General features: G+C 73.2%; 17 protein-coding genes. 5 read left to right on the top strand and 12 right to left on the bottom strand.

The features are described 5' to 3' along the window. Positions 1–2: 2 nt before the first annotated feature. The 5 genes from ABZ342_RS03170 to ABZ342_RS03150 form a co-directional block, all read right to left on the bottom strand. Positions 3–2,198, bottom strand: a complete 2,196-nt coding sequence (locus ABZ342_RS03170; RefSeq protein ID WP_360468366.1) for a tetratricopeptide repeat protein — start codon at positions 2,196–2,198, stop codon at positions 3–5. Between the two features lie 109 nt (positions 2,199–2,307). Continuing rightward, positions 2,308–3,804 carry a trypsin-like peptidase domain-containing protein gene (locus ABZ342_RS03165; protein ID WP_360468365.1) on the bottom strand — a complete coding sequence of 499 codons (1,497 nt, stop codon included), beginning with the start codon at positions 3,802–3,804 and terminating at the stop codon, positions 2,308–2,310. A 204-nt stretch (positions 3,805–4,008) separates the two neighbouring features. Continuing rightward, positions 4,009–4,980, bottom strand: a complete 972-nt coding sequence (locus tag ABZ342_RS03160) for a transporter (RefSeq protein WP_360468364.1) — start codon at positions 4,978–4,980, stop codon at positions 4,009–4,011. Next, on the bottom strand, positions 4,977–5,861 hold the full coding sequence (locus ABZ342_RS03155) for an ABC transporter ATP-binding protein (RefSeq protein ID WP_360468363.1): 885 nt from the start codon (positions 5,859–5,861) through the stop codon (positions 4,977–4,979). The genes ABZ342_RS03160 and ABZ342_RS03155 overlap by 4 nt, the downstream gene beginning before the upstream one ends. Positions 5,862–5,872: 11 nt before the next feature. Continuing rightward, positions 5,873–6,268: a GntR family transcriptional regulator gene (locus tag ABZ342_RS03150; protein ID WP_360468362.1), complete on the bottom strand. Its 396-nt coding sequence runs from the start codon at positions 6,266–6,268 to the stop codon at positions 5,873–5,875. 119 nt (positions 6,269–6,387) lie between these two features. On the opposite strand from ABZ342_RS03150, the gene ABZ342_RS03145 reads away from it, so the two are divergent. The 3 genes from ABZ342_RS03145 to ABZ342_RS03135 all read left to right on the top strand — a co-directional run bounded on the left by ABZ342_RS03145 (position 6,388) and on the right by ABZ342_RS03135 (position 9,933). Next, positions 6,388–7,161, top strand: coding sequence for a cyclase family protein (locus tag ABZ342_RS03145; protein WP_360468361.1), 774 nt, complete (start codon positions 6,388–6,390; stop codon positions 7,159–7,161). Then, positions 7,158–8,777, top strand: a complete 1,620-nt coding sequence (locus tag ABZ342_RS03140; RefSeq protein ID WP_360468360.1) for a thiamine pyrophosphate-binding protein — start codon at positions 7,158–7,160, stop codon at positions 8,775–8,777. The genes ABZ342_RS03145 and ABZ342_RS03140 overlap by 4 nt, the downstream gene beginning before the upstream one ends. Before the next feature lie 157 nt (positions 8,778–8,934). After that, entirely contained in the window at positions 8,935–9,933 is a 999-nt protein-coding gene (locus ABZ342_RS03135) for a hypothetical protein (RefSeq protein WP_360468359.1), read from the top strand. Here the strand turns inward: ABZ342_RS03135 and ABZ342_RS03130 are convergent. Continuing rightward, complete coding sequence (locus tag ABZ342_RS03130) at positions 9,930–10,655, bottom strand: hypothetical protein (protein WP_360468358.1); 726 nt, start codon at positions 10,653–10,655, stop codon at positions 9,930–9,932. The genes ABZ342_RS03135 and ABZ342_RS03130 overlap by 4 nt on opposite strands. A gap of 1 nt (position 10,656) precedes the next feature. Beyond that, positions 10,657–11,103 (bottom strand): Lrp/AsnC family transcriptional regulator, encoded by a 447-nt coding sequence (locus tag ABZ342_RS03125; RefSeq protein WP_155546399.1) that lies wholly within the window; start codon positions 11,101–11,103, stop codon positions 10,657–10,659. A 177-nt stretch (positions 11,104–11,280) separates the two neighbouring features. Here ABZ342_RS03125 and ABZ342_RS03120 point away from each other — a divergent pair, with 177 nt between their 5' ends. Then, positions 11,281–14,673, top strand: a complete 3,393-nt coding sequence (locus ABZ342_RS03120; RefSeq protein WP_360468407.1) for an indolepyruvate ferredoxin oxidoreductase family protein — start codon at positions 11,281–11,283, stop codon at positions 14,671–14,673. Here the strand turns inward: ABZ342_RS03120 and ABZ342_RS03115 are convergent. From ABZ342_RS03115 to ABZ342_RS03100, 4 genes are all read right to left on the bottom strand, one after another. Beyond that, complete coding sequence (locus ABZ342_RS03115; protein ID WP_155546397.1) at positions 14,654–15,280, bottom strand: response regulator; 627 nt, start codon at positions 15,278–15,280, stop codon at positions 14,654–14,656. The genes ABZ342_RS03120 and ABZ342_RS03115 overlap by 20 nt on opposite strands. Before the next feature lie 67 nt (positions 15,281–15,347). Beyond that, a complete protein-coding gene (locus ABZ342_RS03110) occupies positions 15,348–16,313 on the bottom strand; it encodes a DJ-1/PfpI family protein (protein WP_360468357.1) in 966 nt (321 codons plus the stop codon). 1 nt (position 16,314) lies between these two features. Continuing rightward, positions 16,315–16,824, bottom strand: a complete 510-nt coding sequence (locus ABZ342_RS03105; RefSeq protein ID WP_360468356.1) for an ATP-binding protein — start codon at positions 16,822–16,824, stop codon at positions 16,315–16,317. A gap of 151 nt (positions 16,825–16,975) precedes the next feature. Beyond that, the gene (locus ABZ342_RS03100; protein WP_155546395.1) at positions 16,976–17,617 is read right to left on the bottom strand and encodes an NAD(P)H-dependent oxidoreductase; all 642 of its coding nucleotides are present in this window, start codon (positions 17,615–17,617) and stop codon (positions 16,976–16,978) included. A gap of 82 nt (positions 17,618–17,699) precedes the next feature. On the opposite strand from ABZ342_RS03100, the gene ABZ342_RS03095 reads away from it, so the two are divergent. Then, positions 17,700–18,179: a MarR family winged helix-turn-helix transcriptional regulator gene (locus ABZ342_RS03095; RefSeq protein ID WP_360468355.1), complete on the top strand. Its 480-nt coding sequence runs from the start codon at positions 17,700–17,702 to the stop codon at positions 18,177–18,179. 63 nt (positions 18,180–18,242) lie between these two features. Here the strand turns inward: ABZ342_RS03095 and ABZ342_RS03090 are convergent, their stop codons facing one another. Next, positions 18,243–20,030 (bottom strand): glycoside hydrolase family 76 protein, encoded by a 1,788-nt coding sequence (locus ABZ342_RS03090; protein ID WP_360468354.1) that lies wholly within the window; start codon positions 20,028–20,030, stop codon positions 18,243–18,245. Positions 20,031–20,180: the final 150 nt, after the last annotated feature.

Raw genomic sequence — 20,180 nt, 5'->3', positions numbered from 1 at the left:
GATCACCTTCTCGTCTTCGGGCGGACGGAGTTGGCGAGGTCGACGAGCACGCCGTGTTCGTCGCGGTCGCGCGCCCGCTCGGCGAGCCGGCGCAGGGACCGCTCCAGGAGCGTGCGCAAGCCGCGGTCGGTGACGCGCTCGCCGAGCAGGGCACCGCCGTCCCAGCCCGGCTCGGCGCCGTCTTCGAGGGCGGCCAGCGCGGCTTCGCGGACGAGCGTCTCCAGCCGGTCCTGGGACTCGCCGTCGAGGTACAGCTCGGGCAGCCGCCGCGCCGCGTCGGCGAGGTCGGTCCGGCCCGGCGGCCCGGACGGCAGGCGGCCCGCCCGGATCCGCACCGCGGCGATCCGCGCGGCGTCGTAGTGGCGGGAGATCGGCGGGACCGCGTCGAGCAGGGTGACCGCGGCGTCGCGGCCCCGATCCCGCAGGTGGCCGCGGGCCAGGCCGAAGGCGGCGCTGACCTGGCTGTGGTCGCGGTGCCACACCGAGCGGTAGCAGCGCTCGGCCTGCCCGGTGTCCCCGCGCAGTTCGGCGCAGAACCCGAGCGCGAGCTTCGGCGCGATCTCGCCCGGCCAGGTCCGGTGCACCCGGTCGAACGCGGCCGCGGCCGGCTCGGCGTCGCCGCGGACGAGCGCCAGCAGCCCGTGGTGCCAGGCCGCCCGCCAGTCGCGCGCGGCCTCGGCGCCGAGCAGCTCTTCGGCCGCGGACAGGGCGGCGGCCGCGCGGCCGGAGTCCCCCAGCGCGATGAGCGCCCGCGTCCGGGCGAGCTCGATCTCGACCGAGCGTCCGCCGAACATGGCGAGCTTGTCCAGCCAGCGGTGCGGCCCGGGCGCACCCGCGGCGGCGATGAACTCCACCGCCGGGTCGTCCGGCGCGACCCGCGGGATCGGCAGCCGGCCGGCCCCGTCGGCGGCGCTCGGCAACCCCGGGTCCAGCGCTCCGCCGCGGGAGGCGGCGGTGACCCAGCGGTCGAGGCCGGGGACCGCGCCGAGGCCGTCGTCGAGCAGCTCGGCGGTGTCCTCGAACAGCGCCGACGGCACCGGGCGCGGCCGTTCGTCGCGCAGCGAAAGGATTTCCCGGCGCACGCCGTCCAGCTGCTCGGCCATCTCGGACGCGGTGGCGAACCGGCGCTCGAACGGCGCGACCGCGCGCTCGAGGACCGCGCGCAGGGAGTCGAGGCCGCCGGCGACGCGGTCCGGGTCGGCGTCCTCGCTCGCGGCGTCGAGCAGCACCTGCAGCGTCCGGCCGACGGTGTGCAGGTCGGACCGGACGGTCAGGCCGTGCCGGGTGAGCTCGTGCGCCGGAACCTGGAACCCCTCGGTCCCGACGCTCGGGTTCGCCGAGTCGTCGATCGCGCGGGCGGCGCCGAGGTCGATGACCTTGACGCGCTTGTCGCCGTGGATCACGTTCTCCGGCTTCATGTCGCAGTACAGCAGGCCCTCGCCGTGGAGGTAGTCCAGCGCGGCGAGGATGGCCCGGCCGTAGACGATGACGTGCTCGACGCGCGGCGGCGGCCCCTTCACGAGGAGGTCGCGCAGCGACCGGCCGCCGACGTACTCCATCACCAGGTAGGTGTCGGGCTCGCCGCCGGCGGGCGGGGTGTGCTCGACGAAGTCGTTGATCCGCACGATGTTCGGGTGGTCGAGCCGGATCAGGACGTCCCGTTCGACCCGCGCCAGCGCGCGCAGCATCGCGCTTTCGCTGTTGATCACCCCCTTGAGCACGACGTGCTGGCCGCCGAGTGCGGTGTCGGCGGCGAGGTACACCCAGCCGAGCCCGCCACGGGCGAAGCAGCCGAGAACCTCGTAGCGGTCGCCGACGCGCTCTCGGCGGGAGAGCTTGGGCAGGAAGGAGAACGGCTCGCCGCAGTTCTCACCCTCGCAGAACCCTTCGGCGAACCCGGGTTCGCCGGCGTACGCGCGGCCGACGGGTTCTCCGCAGCGGCCGCAGAACCGGTGCTGCTCGGGGTAGTCCGGATCGGCGAGGACGAGCTTCGCGGGATCGGGCACCTCGACCGCGGGCAGCGACTGGAAGTCGGCCTCGCCGCCCCACAGCTCGACGCTGCGCCGGGTGCTTTCCGGCGCGGGCGTGCTCAGCGCGGCGGCCGGGGCCTCGACCGGCACCCGGCGGTGGCCGCACACTTCGCAGAAGCCCGTCGGCCCGACGGGCTGCCCGTGGCACCACACCGGCCCGGCGGTCATGCGCCCGCCACCCGGTGCCGCTGCTTGGCCGGGTATCGGCGGTGCCGCACCCCCGAGCCGCCGACACCACACAACCCGCGAAGCCACATCCCCGAACCGTCCCCGGCCTTCACGCGCCCTCCAATCGGTGCCGCACCGCGCGGATGTAACCCTCGACCAGCTCCGCCGCGGCCACGAGATCGGCGGGGTGTGCGTTGAGCGCCGTCATCGCCGGGCGGTACCGCTCCGCCAGCTCCTCGTCCTCCATCAGGCCCGCGTCGGTGGCCTTCGCGTTGTACGCGCGCAGCCGTCCGAGCAGCTCGTCGTGGCGGGCCGCGTGCGCGTCGAGGTCGGCGTGCAACCGGACGAGCTCCCGGCGGGCCGTCTCGGCGTCGCGTTCGGTCACCGTCAGGGCGCGCCGGACGCGGCCCGGGTCGATGTGCTCGCCCGCCGAGCTCAGGGCGGCCAGTCGCAGGCGCAGGTCCGCGGCGGGGCCGGGCACCTCCGCCGCCGGGTGCGCGCGCGTGCCGACCTGGGCGGCCCGCTCCCGCGTGCGCTCCTCTTCGTGCTCCACCATTTCGACCAGCAGCGCCAGCCGGTCCAGCCGCCGCGCGTTCCGCTCGCTCTCCCAGCGGCGGGCCAGGTGCACGCCGGGCGAGTCCGGCCCGCTGAACTGGACCAGCACGGTGGCCCCCTTGTCCATCAGCGGTTTCACCGCACCGGTCAGGACCTCTTCCGGCGCGCGGGCGGCGTCGACGCCGGCCACCGCCACCGCGACGTCCTCCGGGTTGGTCGCGAGCACCGTGGTGACCTCCTCGGTGCTGATGCCGGCGCTGACCTTCTCGGCCACCTCGTCGGCGGTCTTGCCGGTGGCGTCGACGATCGCGGCGAGCCGCTCGCCGCGGCCGGGCGGAGACCCACGGCGCTCGCGCCGGACCTGGGTCAGGAAGTCCCGGACCACCGCCGAGTCGCGGTCGCCGATGACCACGACCAGCGGGCCGCACGCCGGCCGCGGCGGCTCGCCCACCCACCGGGCGACCTCCGGGACGTGCCGGACGATCGTCTCGACGGGGATCAGGTAGGCGAGCCCGAGCCGTTCGTCGGTGTATTCGGTGACGACCATGCCGAGCACCGCGTCGGTGGCCTTGTCGATCACGCCGGCGCCGCTGAACCCGCGGCGGACGCGTTCCCCCGGCGGTTTCGAGTTCAGCTGGATCCACTCGCTGCCCGCACCGGCCGGGCCGGCCAGCTCGGCGTCGTTGACCCACACGCCGTGCTGGTGCGGGGGTGGGAAGCCGTAGGTGTGGACCACCCGGTCGCGGACGGCACCGAGGCGCACCAGTGGCGCACCGGGCACCCCGGGGAACGCTTCGCTCAGCTCCAGCAGCGCGATGTCCCCGCGGCCGTCGGCCAGCGGCGGCACCCAGCACCCCGGCCGGACGCCGGCGTACGCCTCCGGTGTCCCGGGGAGGCCGACGAAGCGGACCACGAGCTGGGCGGCCGGGCCGTCGGGCGAAAGCGCTTCCTCCCCGGCGGCCTGCACGACGTGCGCGCAGGTCAGGACCGTGGACTCGCCCAGCAGCATGCCGGCACCCAGTGCCCGGCCCGACGAGTCCAGCAAGCACACCCGCCACGGTTCCGAATCCCCCGCGCGCCCAGCGGAACTAGCTCCGTCGTGCTCCCTCACCGTGAGCGACCTTACGGCGGCGCACCGGCCGCCCGCGCCGGGTTGGGCCGCTTCCCCCGCCAGACCACCCGATCGGCCGCAGGGCGGGGAGTCACCGTGAGCAACTCACCGCCGGCCGCGGCGTCCGGTGGGAAACGGCCACGGTCAGGCGATCGTGCGCAGCCGGCGGAGCGCGAAGTACACCAGTGCCGCCGTCAGGAGCGCGAAGATTCCCGTCTCGATGCCCTGGAACGTCCAGAAGCGATCGCCCGGCTGGTACTCCATCCAGTTGTACGCCCCCGGCCCCGCGGCGCCGCCGCCGCAACCGGCGGGCGGACACGGGCCGATCCGGGCGTCCGGCAGCACCATCTCCCCCGCCGCGTTGCGGACGCCCTCCGACATCACCCAGTCCCCCGAGCCGGGGTTCGGCGTCCGGCCGCCCGATGTCGCGAACGACAACGTCCGCGCCGGGAGGTACCGCGGCCGGGCCAGGACCTCGATCGCCACGCGGACGACCGCGAACCCCACCAGCGCGATCCCCATGGCCGGCAGCACCTTCCGCCCGTACGTCCCCGCGAAGACGCCCAGCGCGAGCGCGAACAGCGTGTACGCGACCGGGACGATCCCCTGGACGTCGAACGACAAGTACGTCAGCCGGCCCGTCGAAGCGGAGACCAGCGGCTGGAACCACCACGACACGCCCAGCGCGTACCCGACCGCCAGCACCACCGTGATCGCGCCGACCAGGCCGAACTTCACCAGCGCCCAGTGCAGGCGGCTGACGCCCTGGGTCCACACGAGACGGTGGGTGCCCTGCTCGACCTCGCGGGCGACCAGCGGCGCGCCGAAGAACACGCCGACCAGCACCGGGAGCACCACGAACAGGACGGCCACGAACACCATGCCGCTGAACTGCTGCTGGAACTGGTGGCCCAGGCCCTCGCAGTTCGACGTCGCCTCGGTCTGCGTGATCATCGACGCCGTGCCGAGTGCAGCCCGGCAGGCGGGCAGGCCGAGGCTGTCGTACTTCGCGTGCATCGCCAGGCCCGTCGGCACCATGATCGCGGCGAGCGCGATCAGGGCGCCGAGGGTGAACAGCGCCTGCTTGCGGTGCTGGCGCCAGGTCAGCCAGATCATGCCGGCACCCCCCACGCGGTCGCGGCGACGCGGTTCTCCGCTTCGGCGAGGTGGGCCAGCACCAAGTCCTCCAGGGTCACCTCATGTTCCGTCCACAAAGGATCGATCGGCCCGTCGCCACGGCGGACGAGCAGCGTCGACTGCCGTTCGGTGTGGCTCGCGCGGACGACCTCGGCGACGCCGGCGATGGATTCGCTGCCGGCCCGCGGGCCGACGAGCGTGCGGTGCGTCTCGAGCAGCTCGTCGACCGCCCCGGTCAGCCGGACGCGGGACTGCTGCAGGACGACCAGGTAGTCGCAGCTGCGTTCGAGGTCGGCGAGCAGGTGCGAAGACAGCAGGACGGTCGTCTCGCTCTCGGCGACCGCGCCCATCAGCGTCTGCATGAACTCGCGGCGCGCCAACGGGTCCAGGCTCGCGATCGGCTCGTCGAGCAGCAGCAGCCGCGGCCGCTTGGCCAGGGCCAGCGCCAGCGCGACCTGCGCCCGCTGCCCGCCCGACAGCTTGCCCACCGGCTTGTCCGGCGGGATGCCGAGCATGGCGAGCCGTTCGCGGACCAGCGTCGCGTCCCAGCGGCGGCGGTTGAGCTTGCCGCCCATGGTGACCAGCTCCGCCGCGGTGAAGTCCCGGTACAGCGGGGTGTCCTGCGCGACGAACCCGATGTCGGGCAGCACGGACCGCGGCTCGCGGCCGAACACGCGCACCTCCCCCGCGTCGGGCCGCAGCAGCCCGACGGCCAGGTGCAGCACCGTCGTCTTGCCCGCACCGTTCGGCCCCACCAGCGCGGCGATGCGCCCGGCGGGCACCTCCAGCGCACAGTCCTGCAACGCCCAGGTGCGCCCGTAGCGCTTGCCCAGCGCCCGGGCCCGCACGGCCAGCTCCATCTCGGAACTCCCTACGCAAGGTTGCGGGGCACCGGGGTGCCGCGCAACGTGGTCTCGATCAGGGCGGCGATGTCGTCGGCGGACATCCCGGCGGCCTCGGCGCGCTCCAGCCAGGCCACCAGCTCGTCGCGCAGCTGCCCCTGGCTGCCCAGCGACGGCCCGGCCAGGCTGCCGGTGACGAACGTGCCCACCCCCGGCCGGCCTTCCGCGAGTCCCTCCAGGACCAGCTCGCGGTAGGCCTTGAGCACGGTGTTCGGGTTGATCGCCAGTGCCTGGGCCACTTCCCGCACCTTCGGCAGCTGGTCACCCGGGCGCAACAGACCGACCCGCAGCGCCTGCTTCACCTGGACGACGAGCTGCATGTACGTGGCGACCCGCGAGCGGCCGTCGAGGACGAACTCGATCACCCGACACCTTCCTATTGTCTTACGACATTAAGACAACACCGGAGAACGCGTCGCTGTCAAGGAGCGCCCGCCGGGCATAGGGTCTCGATCGGGACGCACACCGGCACCGGGAGGCAGGCATGTCGTTGTTGGACGGGCTGAGCAAGGCGATCACCGAGGGGACGATCGAGATCGTCGACCTCACCGCTCCGCTGAGCGCGAGCACGCCGATCCTGCGGCTGCCCGAGCCGTTCGCCAACACCATCCCGTTCCGGCTGGAGGAGATCAGCCGCTACGACGACCGCGGCCCGCGGTGGTACTGGAACGACATCCACACCGGCGAGCACACCGGCACCCACCTCGACGCGCCCGTGCACTGGGTGTCCGGAAAGGACGGCCACGACGTCTCGCAGGTGCCGTTGAAGACCTTGGTCGCCCCCGCGGTCGTGCTGGACTTCTCGGCGCGCGCCGCGGCGGACCCGGACTTCCTCCTGTCGATCGACGACGTCCGCGCCTGGACGGCCGAGCACGGCCCGCTGCCCGACGGTGGCTGGCTGCTCTACCGGACCGGCTGGGACGAGCGCAGCGACGACCAGGAGCGGTTCCTCAACGCCGACGAGGCCGGGTCGCACGCCCCCGGCGTCTCGCCGGAGTGCGCGCGGTGGCTCGCCGAAGAAACGCCGATCACCGGGCTCGGCGTCGAGACCGTCGGCACCGACGCGGGCCAGGCGCCCACCTTCGAGCCGATGTTCCCGTGCCACGAACTCCTGCTGGGCGCCGGGAAGCACGGCCTGACGCAGCTGCAGAACCTCGCTTCGCTGCCGCCGACCGGGACGCTGCTGGTGGTCTCGCCGCTGCCGATCGTCGGCGGGTCCGGCAGCCCGGCCCGCGTGCTGGCCCTGGTGGAGCGGTGAACGTCGCCGAACTCGTCGGCCGCACCTTGACCGGCCTCGGTGTCGGCACGGCGTTCGGCGTGGTGGGCAGCGGCAACTTCGAGGTGACGAACGCGCTGCGCGCGGGCGGCGTCCGGTTCGTCGCCGCCCGCCACGAGGGCGGCGCGGCGAGCATGGCCGACGCCTACGCGCGGATGAGCGGCCGGGTCTCGGTGCTGTCGCTGCACCAGGGCTGCGGGCTGACCAACGCGATGACCGGCATCACCGAGGCGGCCAAGAGCCGGACGCCGATGCTCGTGCTCACGGCCGACTCCGCGAGCGCGTCGGTGCTGTCGAACTTCCGCGTCGACCAGGACGGCCTGGCCGCGGCGGTCGGCGCGGTGCCGGAACGCGTGCACTCGGCCGCGAGCGCGGTCGCCGACACCGTGCGGGCCTTCCGGACCGCGCGGCAGCAGCGCCGGACGGTCGTGCTGAACCTGCCCCTGGATGTGCAGGCCGAGCCGGCACCGGCGCCGCCCTCGCTGCCGGACATCCCGGGACCGGCGGTACTGCGGCCGGACGCCGCCGCGGTGGCCGGGCTGGCGGACCTGCTCGCGGCCGCCGAACGGCCGGTGTTCGTCGCCGGACGCGGTGCCCGCGGCAGCCGGGAACCGTTGCGGGAGCTGGCTTCCCGGTGTGGTGCGCTGCTGGCGACGTCGGCCGTCGCGCACGGGCTCTTCCACGGCGACGAGTTCGCGCTCGGCATTTCGGGCGGGTTCGCGTCTCCTTCGACCGCCGAGCTGATCGTGGGCGCCGACCTCGTCGTCGGCTGGGGCTGCGCGCTGAACATGTGGACCACGCGCCACGGGAAGCTGCTCAGCCCGCACGCGAAGCTCGCGCAGGTCGACGTCGAGCAGAGCGCGCTCGGCGCGCACCGGCCGATCGACCTCGGGGTCGTCGGCGACGTCGCGGCCACCGCCGTCGACGTCCTCGCCGTGGCGAAGGAGCAGCAGGGCTACCGCACCGAGGAGGTCGCCGCCCGGATCGCGGCCGGCCGCTGGAACGACGTCGAGCACGAAGACCTCTCCCGGGGCGGCCGGATCGACCCCCGGACGCTGAGCAAGCTCCTGGACGAGCTGCTGCCCGCGGAGCGGATCGTCTCGATCGACTCCGGCAACTTCATGGGCTACCCGAGCGCCTACCTCTCGGTGCCCGACGAGCAGGGGTTCTGCTTCACCCAGGCGTTCCAGAGCATCGGGCTGGGCCTGGGCACCGCCATCGGCGCGGCGCTGGCCCGCCCGGACCGGCTGCCGGTGCTGGGCACCGGCGACGGCGGGTTCCACATGGCACTGTCCGAACTGGACACCGCGGTCCGGCTCGGCCTGCCGCTGGTGGTGATCGTCTACAACGACGCCGCGTACGGCGCGGAGGTCCACCACTTCGGCGACGCCGACATGACCACGGTCCGGTTCCCCGACTCCGACCTCGCCGCCATCGGCCGCGGCTTCGGCTGCGCGGGGGTGACGGTCCGGTCGTCCGAAGACCTTTTCGCGGTGCGCGACTGGCTGGCGGGTCCGCGCGCCGAGCCGCTGGTCATCGACGCGAAGATCACCGACGACGGTGGGTCGTGGTGGCTGGCGGAGGCGTTCCGACACTGATCCGGCGGTGATCCGGCGGTGACCCGGCAGTGACCCAGCACCGCCCCGGCAGTGATCCGGCCCTGCACCGCCCTTGACAGCGCCCTGGGCGAGCTGGATGCTGGCTGAGTTGTCCTACTGTCGTAAGACAGCAGGTATTTCGTTCTGGGGAGCCCTCATGCGCTTGTTCAAGACCGTCCTGGCCGTGCTCGCGGCCGCCACACTGGTGGCCGCGCCCGCCGACGCGGGTCAGCCCCGGCCACCGTCCGATCCGGCCGGCGCCCTGCTCGCCGCGCTCGGCACCCATTCGATCGTCGCGAAGTCCAGCCCGGATCCCGGGACCTTCGTGTTCGACCTGATCCGCGACCCGCGCTTCCCGGGCCGCGTGAACGACGTCGTCGTGGAATGCGGGAACTCGCGCCTCCAGCCGATGCTCGACGCCTACATCGCGGGCGGCGACGTCCCGGACATCAGCCACGTCTGGCGGGACACGACCCAGCCGAGCTGCGGGTTTTCGTTGTTCTACGAACAGCTCTTCGCGCTGGTGCGGCAGGTCAACACGACACAACCGGCCGCGAAGAAGATCCGCGTGCTGGCGGGCGACCCGCCGATCGACTGGAGCCGGATCACGAGCCCGGCGGACATGGACCCGTTCCACGACCGGGACGGGTCGATCGTGTCGGTGGTGAAGACGCAGGTGCTGCAGAAGCACCGCAAGGCGCTGATGCTGTTCGGGCTGAGCCACCTGAAGCACGACGGCGGCAGCGGCGCGGTCGCCCAGCTGGAGCGCGAGTACCCCGGCGCGGCGTACGTGGTCGCGGACCACTACGGGTTCACGACGGACAACAAGCGCCTCGAACAGCGGCTGGGCTCGTGGCCGTCACTGACCCCGATCGCGGGTTCCTGGCTGGGCACGCTCGACACGACGTACTTCCCGACGAACCGCGACTACCCGCCGGGCACTCGCGGTTTCCCGGGGGTGGACGCATACCTGTACCAGGGCCCGGTCGACCTCCTGCTGCGCGAGCCGTTGTCGGCGCGGGCGATCCTGGACACGGACTTCCTGAACGAGCTGCGCCGGCGCGCGACGGCCATCGACGCGCCGCCGGACGGTCTCGAGTGGCCGGAGTTCTTCTTCGACCGCGAGCGCGCATCCGGAGTCCTGCTACGCGGCTAACCCACGCGATGGGACACCCAGACATTGGGTTCGACGTAGACCGCGAAGTCCTGCCCGGTCGAGACGAACACCGGGGCGAGCGCGCCGGGGACGATCACCTCGCCGTCGCGGTCGAACGGCAGCCCGGTCCAGCGCCGCCAGTCTTCGAGGGGCGCCTGGACCGTCGCCGAACAAGGCGCGACGGCCTCGATCCGCCCACCGGCACGCACATGGGTCCGCAGCCAGCGATCCGCGGGCAGACCGTCCGCCCGCGTTTCGGCGACGTACTCGCGCATCGACACCCGAGGAGCCGAGGCCTTGTCCGGTGGCCGGACCGGGATCACCAGCGACGTCAACCCGGCAGCCGCCGCGCGCATCCCCTCCAGCACCACGCGGGAATGGCCGCGCCCCTGGTGATCCGGGTGCACGGCGATCTCCAACGCGCACGCCGTGTCGGGAGCGACGTCGTCGAGCGCGTCCTCGGCGGCCCACACGGCGACCTCGTCCCAGCCCCGCGCCGGCAACGACGCACGCGAGCGGAACGGCACCATGATCCCGCGCGCCACCGGGATGTCGGCTTCGAGCAGGGCGACCACCAGGTGCGGCCAGCGCCGCACGACCCGGCGGCCGCGGACCAGCAGGCTCGTGAGGCTGCCGGTCATGAACTTCGGCGAGTCCGGCGGGTACGGGATCGAGTAGGTGGCCGAAGCGAGGTCCGGGCGCTCGGCCAGCGTCACGAGCACGTCAGTTCCCTCTCGACCACGACTCGAGGGCGATCAGCGTCTTCGTGCCCGTCACCTGGTGGTGGCGGCGGATCTCGTCGATCGTCTTCTGCAGGTGAGCCATGTCGCGCACCCGGAGCCAGACCAGCGCGTCCGGGTCGCCGGCGATCGTGAACACCGCCTGCGCCTCGGGCATCCGCGTTGTGGTGCGAAGGATCTCCGCGACCTTCGTGTTCCCGACGAACCGCAGCTCGGTGAACGCCTCGATCCCCCAGCCCAGCTTCGCGTGGTCGACCTGCACGGTGAACCCGGTGATCACGCCGGTCTCCCGCAGCCGGTCGATGCGGCGCTTGACCGCGGCCGTCGACAGCGTGACGCGGCCGGCGATGTCGGACAGCGTCCGGCGGGCGTCTTCGCGCAGCAGGCCGAGGATCTCGTGGTCGGTCGCGTCGAGCAGGTCGTCGGTCATGCGTCCGAGCGTAAACGGACGCAAAAATCGGGACCATTCCGTCACTGGATACGCTGAACTTTGCGTGTGGAGGCCCGGCCGAGCCTTGGCTGTTGCGTGGCTGTGGTCCGCGCCGCACTGTGCCCCGAAGATCGCACTGTGCCCGAGAGCACAACCGACGCGAAGGAGGCCCGCGCCGTGGAGACGTTCACGCTGGACGACCGGTACCTGCGAGAGGCCGGAACCGTGCACCTGAGCGGGGTGCAGGCCCTGGTCCGGCTGCTGTTCGACCGCGTCCGCCACGACCGCGCCCGCGGCGGCGACCCCGCCGTGTTCGTCTCGGGCTACGAGGGCTCGCCGCTGGCCGGGTACGACCTCGAACTCGGCCGCCGCGCGAAGCTGCTGGAGAAGCACGACGTCGTCCACCGCCCGGGCCTCAACGAGGAGCTGGCCGCGACCTCGGTGATGGGCAGCCAGCTCGTCGCGGGCGCCGGCGGGCAGCGGGGCGTCACCGGGTTCTGGTACGGCAAGGCGCCCGGCCTGGACCGCGCCTCCGACGCCCTCCGCCACGCCAACCTGGCCGGCACCGACCCGCGCGGCGGCGCCGTCGCGCTGGTCGGCGACGACCCGAACGCGAAGTCCTCGACCGTCCCGTGCGCGTCCGAGCTCGCGCTCGCCGACCTGGCCATCCCGATCCTCTACCCGGCCGACTCCCAGGACGTCCTCGACCTCGGCATGCACGCGGTCGAGCTGTCCCGCGCCGCCGGGGTGTGGACGTCGCTGAAGATCGTCGCCAACGTCGCCGACGCTTCGGGCACGGCGACCGTCAGTCCGCGGTGGACCGCGCCGGAGATCGAGAAGGCCTACCGCCACACGCCGACCTCGCGCCTGCTCGGCACGAGCCTCGCGGAGCTGGAACGCAGCCTGTTCACCGTCCGGTTGCCGCTGGTGCTCGACTACCTGCGCGCGGCCGGCGTCAACAAGATCACCGCGCGCGGCCCGGCCGACCGGATCGGCATCGTCTCCGCCGGGAAGTCCTACCTGGACCTCCAGCAGGCACTGCGCACACTGGGTCTCGACGCGGAAGCCCTGCGCGAGCACGGCATCCGCGTGCTCAAGCTCGGCGCGATCCACCCGCTGGAACCCGGGATCGTGCGCGAGTTCGCCGACGGCCTCGACGAGATCGTCGTCATCGAGGAGAAGCGCGCGTTCATCGAAAGCGCGCTGAAAGAGGTCCTCTACGGCGTGCCCGGCGCGCCCGCCATCACCGGCAAGAAGGATCGCGACGGCCGGACGCTGTTCACCGAGCTCGGCGAGCTGGACCCGGACGCCGTCGCGACCGGACTGGCCCGGCGGCTGCCGGAGGGCATCGCGTCGGTGGACGAGTACCGCGGACGCCGCCGTCGCGAGCGCATCTCCGTGCCGCTGCTCGCGCGGACGCCGTACTTCTGCTCGGGCTGCCCGCACAACTCGTCGACGAAGGTGCCCGAGGGCACGCTGGTCGGCGGCGGCATCGGCTGCCACACCATGGCGCTGTTCATGGAGCCCGACCAGGTCGGCACCGTCCTCGGCGTGACGCAGATGGGCGGCGAGGGCACCCAGTGGATCGGCATGGCGCCGTTCGTGGAGGCCGAGCACTTCGTCCAGAACATCGGCGACGGCACGTTCACCCACTCCGGCAGCCTCGCCGTGCGCGCGGCGGTCGCCGCCGGCGTGAACATCACCTACAAGCTGCTCTACAACTCGGCCGTCGCGATGACCGGCGGGCAGGACGCCGTCGGCGGGCTGCCGGTGGAGAAGGTGGCCGAGCTGCTGCTGGTCGAAGGCGCCAAGAAGGTCGTGATCACCAGTGACGCGCCCGCGAAGCTGCGGCGCCGCAAGCTCCCCGCCGGCGTCGAGGTCCGCGACCGCACGGAACTTCTTGGCACGCAAGAGGAACTGGCCGCCATCAAGGGCGTCACCGTGCTGATCCACGAGCAGGAGTGCGCGGCCGAGAAGCGGCGGAAACGCCGTCGTGGCAAGCAGACCGCGCCCGCGACCCGGGTCGTGATCAACGAGCGCGTCTGCGAGGGCTGCGGCGACTGCGGCACCAAGTCGAACTGCCTTTCGGTGCAGCCGGTGGCCACCGAGTTCGGCCGCAAGACCGCGATCCACCAGTCGTCGTGCAACGTCGACTACTCGTGCCTGGCCGGGGACTGCCCGTCGTTCGTCACCGTGGTGCCGACCGCGAAGAAGCAGCGCCGGAAGCTCGGCGAGCTGGCCGCGGACGCCGTCCCCGCTCCCCCGGCCGACGAGAAGGACTTCACCGTCCGGATCACCGGGATCGGCGGCACCGGCGTGGTCACCGTGACCCAGATCCTCGCCACCGCCGCGGTGCTCGACGGGCGGCACGTCCGCACGCTCGACCAGACCGGGCTGGCCCAGAAGGGCGGCGCGGTGGTGTCCGACCTGAAGGTGACGGCGGAGCCGGTCGAGCAGGCCGCGAAGCTCGCCACCGGCGAGTGCGACCTCTACCTGGCGTGCGACGCGCTGGTCGGGGCGGACGCGGCGAACCTCGGCGTGGCCGACGCCGCCCGCACCACGGCGGTCGTCTCGACCACCGAGGTGCCGACCGGCCGGATGGTCGTCGACACGACGGTGTCCTTCCCGTCCCCGGGCAGCGTCCTCGCGCCGCTGGAAGCGGCGGCACAACGCACGGTGTCCCTGGACGCGCGCGGCCTGGCCGAGGAACTGTTCGACGACGACCAGTTCGCCAACGTGCTGCAGCTCGGCGCGGCCTTCCAGACCGGCGCGATCGGCCTGCCGGCCGCGGTGATCGAGCGCGCGATCGAGCTGAACGGCACCGCGGTGGCCGCAAACCTGCAGGCCTTCCGCCGCGGACGTCAGCTGGTCGCGGACCCGGCCGCGCTCACGGCCGCCCCCAAGGAGACGCGGCCGGTCACCCAGCCCGCCGCGCGGAAGCTGGTGCACGCGGAGCCGGGCTCGGAGCTGGCGCGGCTGCTCGACGTCCGGATCCCCGATCTGGTCGCCTACCAGGACGAGCGGTACGCGCGGGCGTACGCGGAGTACGTCGAGCAGGTGCGGGTGCTGGAGGACGGTCCGACGGAGATCACCGAAGCGGTCGCGAAGCACCTGTACAAGCTGATGGCCTACAAGGACGAGTACGAGGTCGCCCGGCTGTCGCTGGACCCGGCCTTCACCGCGGATCTCGCCGGGCAGTTCGGCGAGGGCACGAAGTACGCCTACCGCCTGCACCCGCCGGTCCTGCGGGCGCTCGGCATGAAGCGCAAGATCAGCCTGGGCCCGTGGTTCCGGCCGGCGTTCCGGCTGCTGCACGCGTCGCGCAAGCTGCGCGGCACCCGCTTCGACCCGTTCGGCCGCGCCGAGGTGCGCCGCGTCGAGCGCGAGCTGATCGAGGACTACCGCGCCACGGTGCTGCGGGCCTTCCGCGCCGAAGACGCCGACCGGGCCCGCGTCCTGGCGCTGGCCGAGCTGCCGGACCTGGTGCGCGGCTACGAGGACGTCAAGCTGGCCAACGTCGCCCGGTACCGGGAGAAGCAGGCCGAGGTCCTCACGCTCGTAGGTAGCTGAGCATCGCCTGGGCTTCGTCGGGGACGCGCAGCTTCGCGCTGACGTCCCCGGCGTGCTGCCGGGCCGCGGCGGTGCCGATGCCGAGCAGCCGCCCGATCGTCGGCACCGAGTGGCCTTCGGCCAGCAGCGCGACGACCTCGCGTTCGCGCGCGGTGAGCGTCGCGACCGGGTCGCCGGGGCGTGGCCGGGCCAGCTGGAGGGCGACGACGTCGCGGTCCAGCACCGTGCCGCCGGCGGCGACGCGCTTCAGTGCGTCGAGGAACTCGTCCGGCTTCCCGACGCGCTCCTTGAGCAGGTACCCGGCGCCGCCCCCGCCGGCGGCCAGGAGGTCGCCGGCGTAACCGTCTTCGACGAACGCCGACAGCGCCAGGATCGCCAGCCCGGGTGCGACCCGGCGCGCTTCGAGGGCGGCCCGCAGGCCTTCGTCGGTGAACGTCGGCGGCATCCGGACGTCGACGACGGCCAGGTCCGGCTCCTCCGCGACGACCGCGGCCAGCAGGTCTCCGGGGTGGTCGACGGCGGCGGCGACGTCGAACCCCTCGCTGTGCAGGAGCAGGACCAGCCCCTCCCGCAACAGGGCGTCTTCTTCCGCGATGACAATGCGCACCTCGGCTGCCTCCTCGCCTCCACGTCCTCTCCCTGCCTGGATGCACGGATCGGAGCCCGGAACCGGTTCAGCCGATGCCCGTGGTCCGGAATCGGGCCCGGTAGTCGCTCGGGGTCACGCCGAGGCCGCGCGCGAAGGCGCGTCGCAGCGTCTCGACGGATCCGAAGCCCGACCGGCGCGCGACGACGTCCAGCGGTTCGGTCGTGCGTTCCAGCCGCTGCTGGGCGGATTCCAGCCGCACCTGCTCGACGAACCGGGCGGGTGTGCGGCCGAGCTCTTCGCGGAACAAGCGGGTCAGGTGCCGCGCGCTGACCCCGGCGCGGGCGGCCAGGTCGGCGAGGGTGTACGGCGCCGCGGGGTCGGCCGCGACCGCGTCGAGCACGGCCCGCAGCACCTCGGTGCGCGGGCGGCCGGTTTCCAGCCGCACGCTGAACTGCGACTGCCCGCCGGGCCGCTGCAGGAAGACGACCAGGTGCTTGGCCACCAGCCGGGCCACCTCGGCGCCGAGGTCCTCCTCGACCAGCGCGAGGGCGAGGTCGATGCCGGACGTGACACCCGCGGAGGTGATCACCGGGCCGTCCTTGACGAAGATCGCGTCCGCGTCGACCCGCACCCGCGGGAAGCGGCGGGCGAGCTGGTCGGTCAGGTCCCAGTGGGTGGTGGCGCGACGGCCGTCGAGGACGCCCGCCGCGGCCAGCGCGAACGCGCCCGCGCACACCGACGCCGTGCGGGTCGCGCCGCCGGCCAGCCGCCGGATCTGCGCGACGAGCCCGGTGTCGGCGATCGTGCGGGCCCATTCGGGGCCGCCGGGCACCAGCACGGTCGCGCCGCGCGGGTCGGCCGCCGCGAGGTCGAGATCGGCGCCCAGGCGCGTCCCGGTGTTGGCGCGGACGTCGGCGCCGCCGGGCGAGGCCGTCTTCAGCTCGTACCGGCCGCCGTGCTCGTTGGCCTCGGCGAACACCTCGAGGGGCCCGGAGACGTCCAGCAAGCGGACGCCGTCGTAGAGCACGACCAAGACGGGACGGCTGCGCACGTCAGCTCTGGCCGGACCAGCCGCTCAGCCGCGTGAGCAGGCGTTCCAGCACCTCCGGGTCGGCGGCGACCGGGGCGCCGGAGACCGGCTCGTCGACCAGGGTCCGGCGGTCCTGCCGGCGCGGCAGGCGCACCTGCTTCGCGTTCATCCCGCCGGGCAGCTCCAGCTCGCACCACGTGGTGCGGGCCCCGCCGGCGCCGGGCGTGACGCCCACGCGCTCGCCGGGCCCGGCGACCTTCGGCTCCGGCAGCCCGGGGACGTCGTCGTCGACCTCGACGACCAGCACGTCGGCGCGCAGCCGCAGCCGCAGCGTGACGAAGGAGGGCGATCGGGGGTCACCGGCGTCGATGACGGTCTCGACCAGCCGTCTCGCGGTGGCGGTCACCTGCTCCAGCATGGGCATCAGGGACCAGTCGGTGAGAATCAGGCGGACGAACAGTTCCGTGACCGGCAACGCGCTCGGTTGCGCGACCAGCCGGATATCGTCCATCTGGGAGGTGTGCGCGCTCAAACCTGACCTTCCTCGCCCAGGTGCGGACCGTCCGGGTTTCCGCATCTTGCCACCCGGCCTCCGGCGGCACGGTACCGGCTGTGCCCGCACCGCTACCGCCGGGGCCCGGGGCGCAGTCGTCGAAGACCGGGTTCTGCGCGCCGAACGGTCGTCAGACCCGCGCCGGGACCCACAGGTCGTCGATGGTCTTCTCCGCCGTCGCCAGGCTCGCGTCCGCCAGCGGGATCAGCTCCGCCATCGCCGGGTTGACGTGCGCGAGGGTCAGCTCCGCCGTGACGAACCGCGGCTCGAGGCCGGTCAGCGAGACGCCGTGCGGGAGCCACTGCTCGGCGTGGTCCCAGCCTTCGCGGGGCGTGCCTTCGCCGTACCCGCCGCCGCGCGAGGCCAGCACGATGAACTCGCGGCCGCCGAGCAGGCCGGTCATGGTCTCGTGGTCGACCGAGAGCCCGGGCGCGATGAGGTGGTCCACCCACGCCTTGACGCTGCTCGGCGCGCCGTAGTTGTAGACCGGCAGGCCCAGGAGCACCGTGTCGGCCGCCTGGATCTCGCCGACGAGCTCCCGCGTCAGCGCCCACGACGCGGCCTGGGCCGGCGTGTGCTGCTCCGGCGGGATCGCGCGGGCCGACCCGCTCTCGGCGTCGAGGTGCGGGAGCGGGTGCGCGCCGAGGTCGCGGTAGGTGGTCGTGCCGCCCGGGTGCGCGGCCCGCCACGCGGCCGCGGCCCGCGCGCTGAGCCGGCGGCTCACCGAGCGCTCGCCCTGGATGCTCGAGTCGATGTGGAGGAGATGCGCCATGTCGTTAGCCGCCCATAGATCGTTGGTGTTAGACAAACCATTAATAGCACACCGACCATTGAGCTGCCCATATACTGGGCGCATGACCTCGCTGCCGGTCGTCAACCAGCCGCCCCACCGGTGCGGAGCGCTGCTCGACCACCTCTCCCGCCGGATGCGGCTGCGCAGCGAGTCGGTACTGACCCCGCTCGGGCTGCGGCCGCGCCACCTGATCGCCCTCACCGTGCTGCGTGACCTGGGCGGGAGCTCGCAGCAGGACCTCGCGAAGACCCTGCAGATGGACGGCACGAACGTCGTCGGGCTGCTCAACGAGCTCGAGACCGAGAACCTGATCGAGCGGCGCCGCTCGGCCGTCGATCGGCGACGTCACGTGGTGGAGCTCACCGACGTGGGCGCGAAGCTGCTCGCGCGGGCCGAGTTCGCGCTCGCCGCGATCGAGGACGAGGTGTTGTGCGGGCTCAGCCACGAGCAGCGCGAGCAGCTCTACGAGCTCCTGCACCAGGCGACGAGCAAGACGGACACCGAAGCCTGCACGGGCGCCGACCTGCCGCCGACCTGCTGAGCGTCAGCCGCCGGCGCTGTCGCGGGCCGGGCGGTAGCTCGGCGCCCATTCCGGCGTGCGGACCTACCCCGCCGCCAGGATCGCTTCGAGGCCCGACGCCTGGGTCCGCCAGTCCGTCACGTTCGGCGTCGTCCCGGTCCAGCGCTGGCCGATCCGGTTCAGCGGGTCGCGATCACCCGTCCACAGCGCGTCCGCCTGCTTCTGCGCGAACGCGCGGTAGGTCGCCGAGCCCGTCGCCGCCGCCAGGTCGCCGAAGTAGCGCAGGAAGATTCCCTTGAACTGCTTCTGGTTGTCGTCGCAGGACGCCGTGCCGGTGTCGCAGGACTCGACGAGCACGCCACCCGAAGTGAGCCGCGCCATCGCCGCGTCCGCGAGCCGCTTCGCCGCGTCCAAATAGGACTGGACGCCGGTCGCGCGCCACAGCTCCAGCAGCCCGCCGATGCCGAGGCCCTGGTTGTACGTCCAGACGGTCTGGCCGTTGTTCGCGCACGACGACGTCAGCCCGTCGTTCACCAGGCCCGAGGAGTTGATCAGCCCGCTGGTGAGGAACCAGTCGCCCGCGGTCCGGGCCCGCTGGCCCCACACCGTGTCACCGGCGAGCCGGTTGTGCAGGGACGCGGTCAGCCGCAGGTACAACCCGGCCGTGACGGCGTTCTTGTACGTCCGCTCGCGGTTCCACCAGACCCCGCCACCGCAGCTGCCGGTGTCCCAGAACCCGTGGACGTAGTTCGCGATCGTCGTCGCCTCGGTGAGGTAGCGCGCGTCGTGGGTGCGGTCGTAGGCGGCGACCCAGGCCAGGCCCCACCACCCGCTGTCGTCGATCGCGCGGCTCACGAAGTCGCCCTCGATCGCGTCGGAACTCCTTGCCCCGGCGGGGAAAGCGGCCCGGTTGACGTCGAAGGTGCGGGCCAGCGCGGCGTCGAACCCGCCCGCGTCGGCCACCGCCGTCACCGCGACCGCCGAGTTCCACCAGCTCGACGGCCACCACGCGGTGTACGGGTCGTAGGACCACATCAGCGCGTCGAGCGCGCCGCCCGCGCGGGTCGTCGCGGGCCGCGCCCACGCCGTGCAGCTCCCTTGCGCGTGCGTGGCTTCGCGGCCGCACGCCCGCACCGCGCCGCCGTAGAGCCGGCCGCGGGGATCGCGCGTCGCGAACGCCGTCGTGTGCGTACCGGTCGCGCCCGCGGCGACGCTCGTGCGGCCCAGCGACGAGCCGTCCGGCCAGCTCGCGCCGGCGTCCCACGAGCGGTCGAGCCAGATCTCATCCCCGGCGCCGCCGGCTTCGATCCCGGCCCACGCCAGGCCCCGGCCGTCGAAGTGGAGCCGGATCGTGCGGCCGAAGAGCGTCGTCGGCACCACCGGCTGGCTGTCCCCCGCACCCGGCGCGGTGCGGTCGCACGCGGCGTCGCAGACGTCCGGGTAGATCCACGCGGTGCACGCGACGCCCTGCGCGTCCCCGCAGGCCCGGACCAGTCCGCGGCGGTGGTGCTGCGGGTCGGTGAGGTTGTACATGAGCGTGCGGGTGCCGGTCCACGTACCGGGGATGGTCGCCTTGCCCAGCAGGCCTTCCCAGGTGGCGCCACCGTCCCAGGAGCGGTCGAGCCAGACGGCGTCGCCGGCGACGCCGTTGTCGATGCTCGCCCACGCCATGCCGTCGGGGTCGGAGGCGTGCAGCCGCACGACGCGGTTGTTGATCACCTTGTCGGGCAAGGGAAAGCTCTCCCGCGCGGCCCGCGACGGGTCGAGGGTGTCGCACGACGTCACGCACACCGCCGTGGCCGCCTCGGCGGGTCGCAGGGACATCGGGGTGAAGGAACCGAGGACGAGCAGCAGCACGAGCAATGTCCGCATCGACATCCCTCTCCACGCACCGGGGTTTGGTCCAGGATAGGAAATCCCGGCGCGGTTCTGAAGGTTTCCGCCCGGTTCTGGCTCGTTCCGGACAAAGGTTCTCCACCCGAAAATGAGTGGTGTGACCCGTCCGGACGGAGTTTGCTGGCC

This window comes from Amycolatopsis sp. NPDC005961 (assembly GCF_040629235.1).
Taxonomy (GTDB): domain Bacteria; phylum Actinomycetota; class Actinomycetes; order Mycobacteriales; family Pseudonocardiaceae; genus Amycolatopsis; species Amycolatopsis camponoti.
This window is presented reverse-complemented; position numbering and strand designations above follow the sequence as displayed.

What these genes read in the sequence shown, in the direction of transcription:
- ABZ342_RS03170 (WP_360468366.1), bottom strand. Translation starts at nt 2,198, where the DNA reads ATGACCGCCGGGCCGGTGTGGTGCCACGGGCAGCCCGTCGGGCCGACG.
- ABZ342_RS03160 (WP_360468364.1), bottom strand. Translation starts at nt 4,980, where the DNA reads ATGATCTGGCTGACCTGGCGCCAGCACCGCAAGCAGGCGCTGTTCACC.
- ABZ342_RS03155 (WP_360468363.1), bottom strand. Translation starts at nt 5,861, where the DNA reads ATGGAGCTGGCCGTGCGGGCCCGGGCGCTGGGCAAGCGCTACGGGCGC.
- ABZ342_RS03145 (WP_360468361.1), top strand. Translation starts at nt 6,388, where the DNA reads ATGTCGTTGTTGGACGGGCTGAGCAAGGCGATCACCGAGGGGACGATC.
- ABZ342_RS03135 (WP_360468359.1), top strand. Translation starts at nt 8,935, where the DNA reads ATGCGCTTGTTCAAGACCGTCCTGGCCGTGCTCGCGGCCGCCACACTG.
- ABZ342_RS03125 (WP_155546399.1), bottom strand. Translation starts at nt 11,103, where the DNA reads ATGACCGACGACCTGCTCGACGCGACCGACCACGAGATCCTCGGCCTG.
- ABZ342_RS03100 (WP_155546395.1), bottom strand. Translation starts at nt 17,617, where the DNA reads ATGGCGCATCTCCTCCACATCGACTCGAGCATCCAGGGCGAGCGCTCG.
- ABZ342_RS03095 (WP_360468355.1), top strand. Translation starts at nt 17,700, where the DNA reads ATGACCTCGCTGCCGGTCGTCAACCAGCCGCCCCACCGGTGCGGAGCG.
- ABZ342_RS03090 (WP_360468354.1), bottom strand. Translation starts at nt 20,030, where the DNA reads ATGCGGACATTGCTCGTGCTGCTGCTCGTCCTCGGTTCCTTCACCCCG.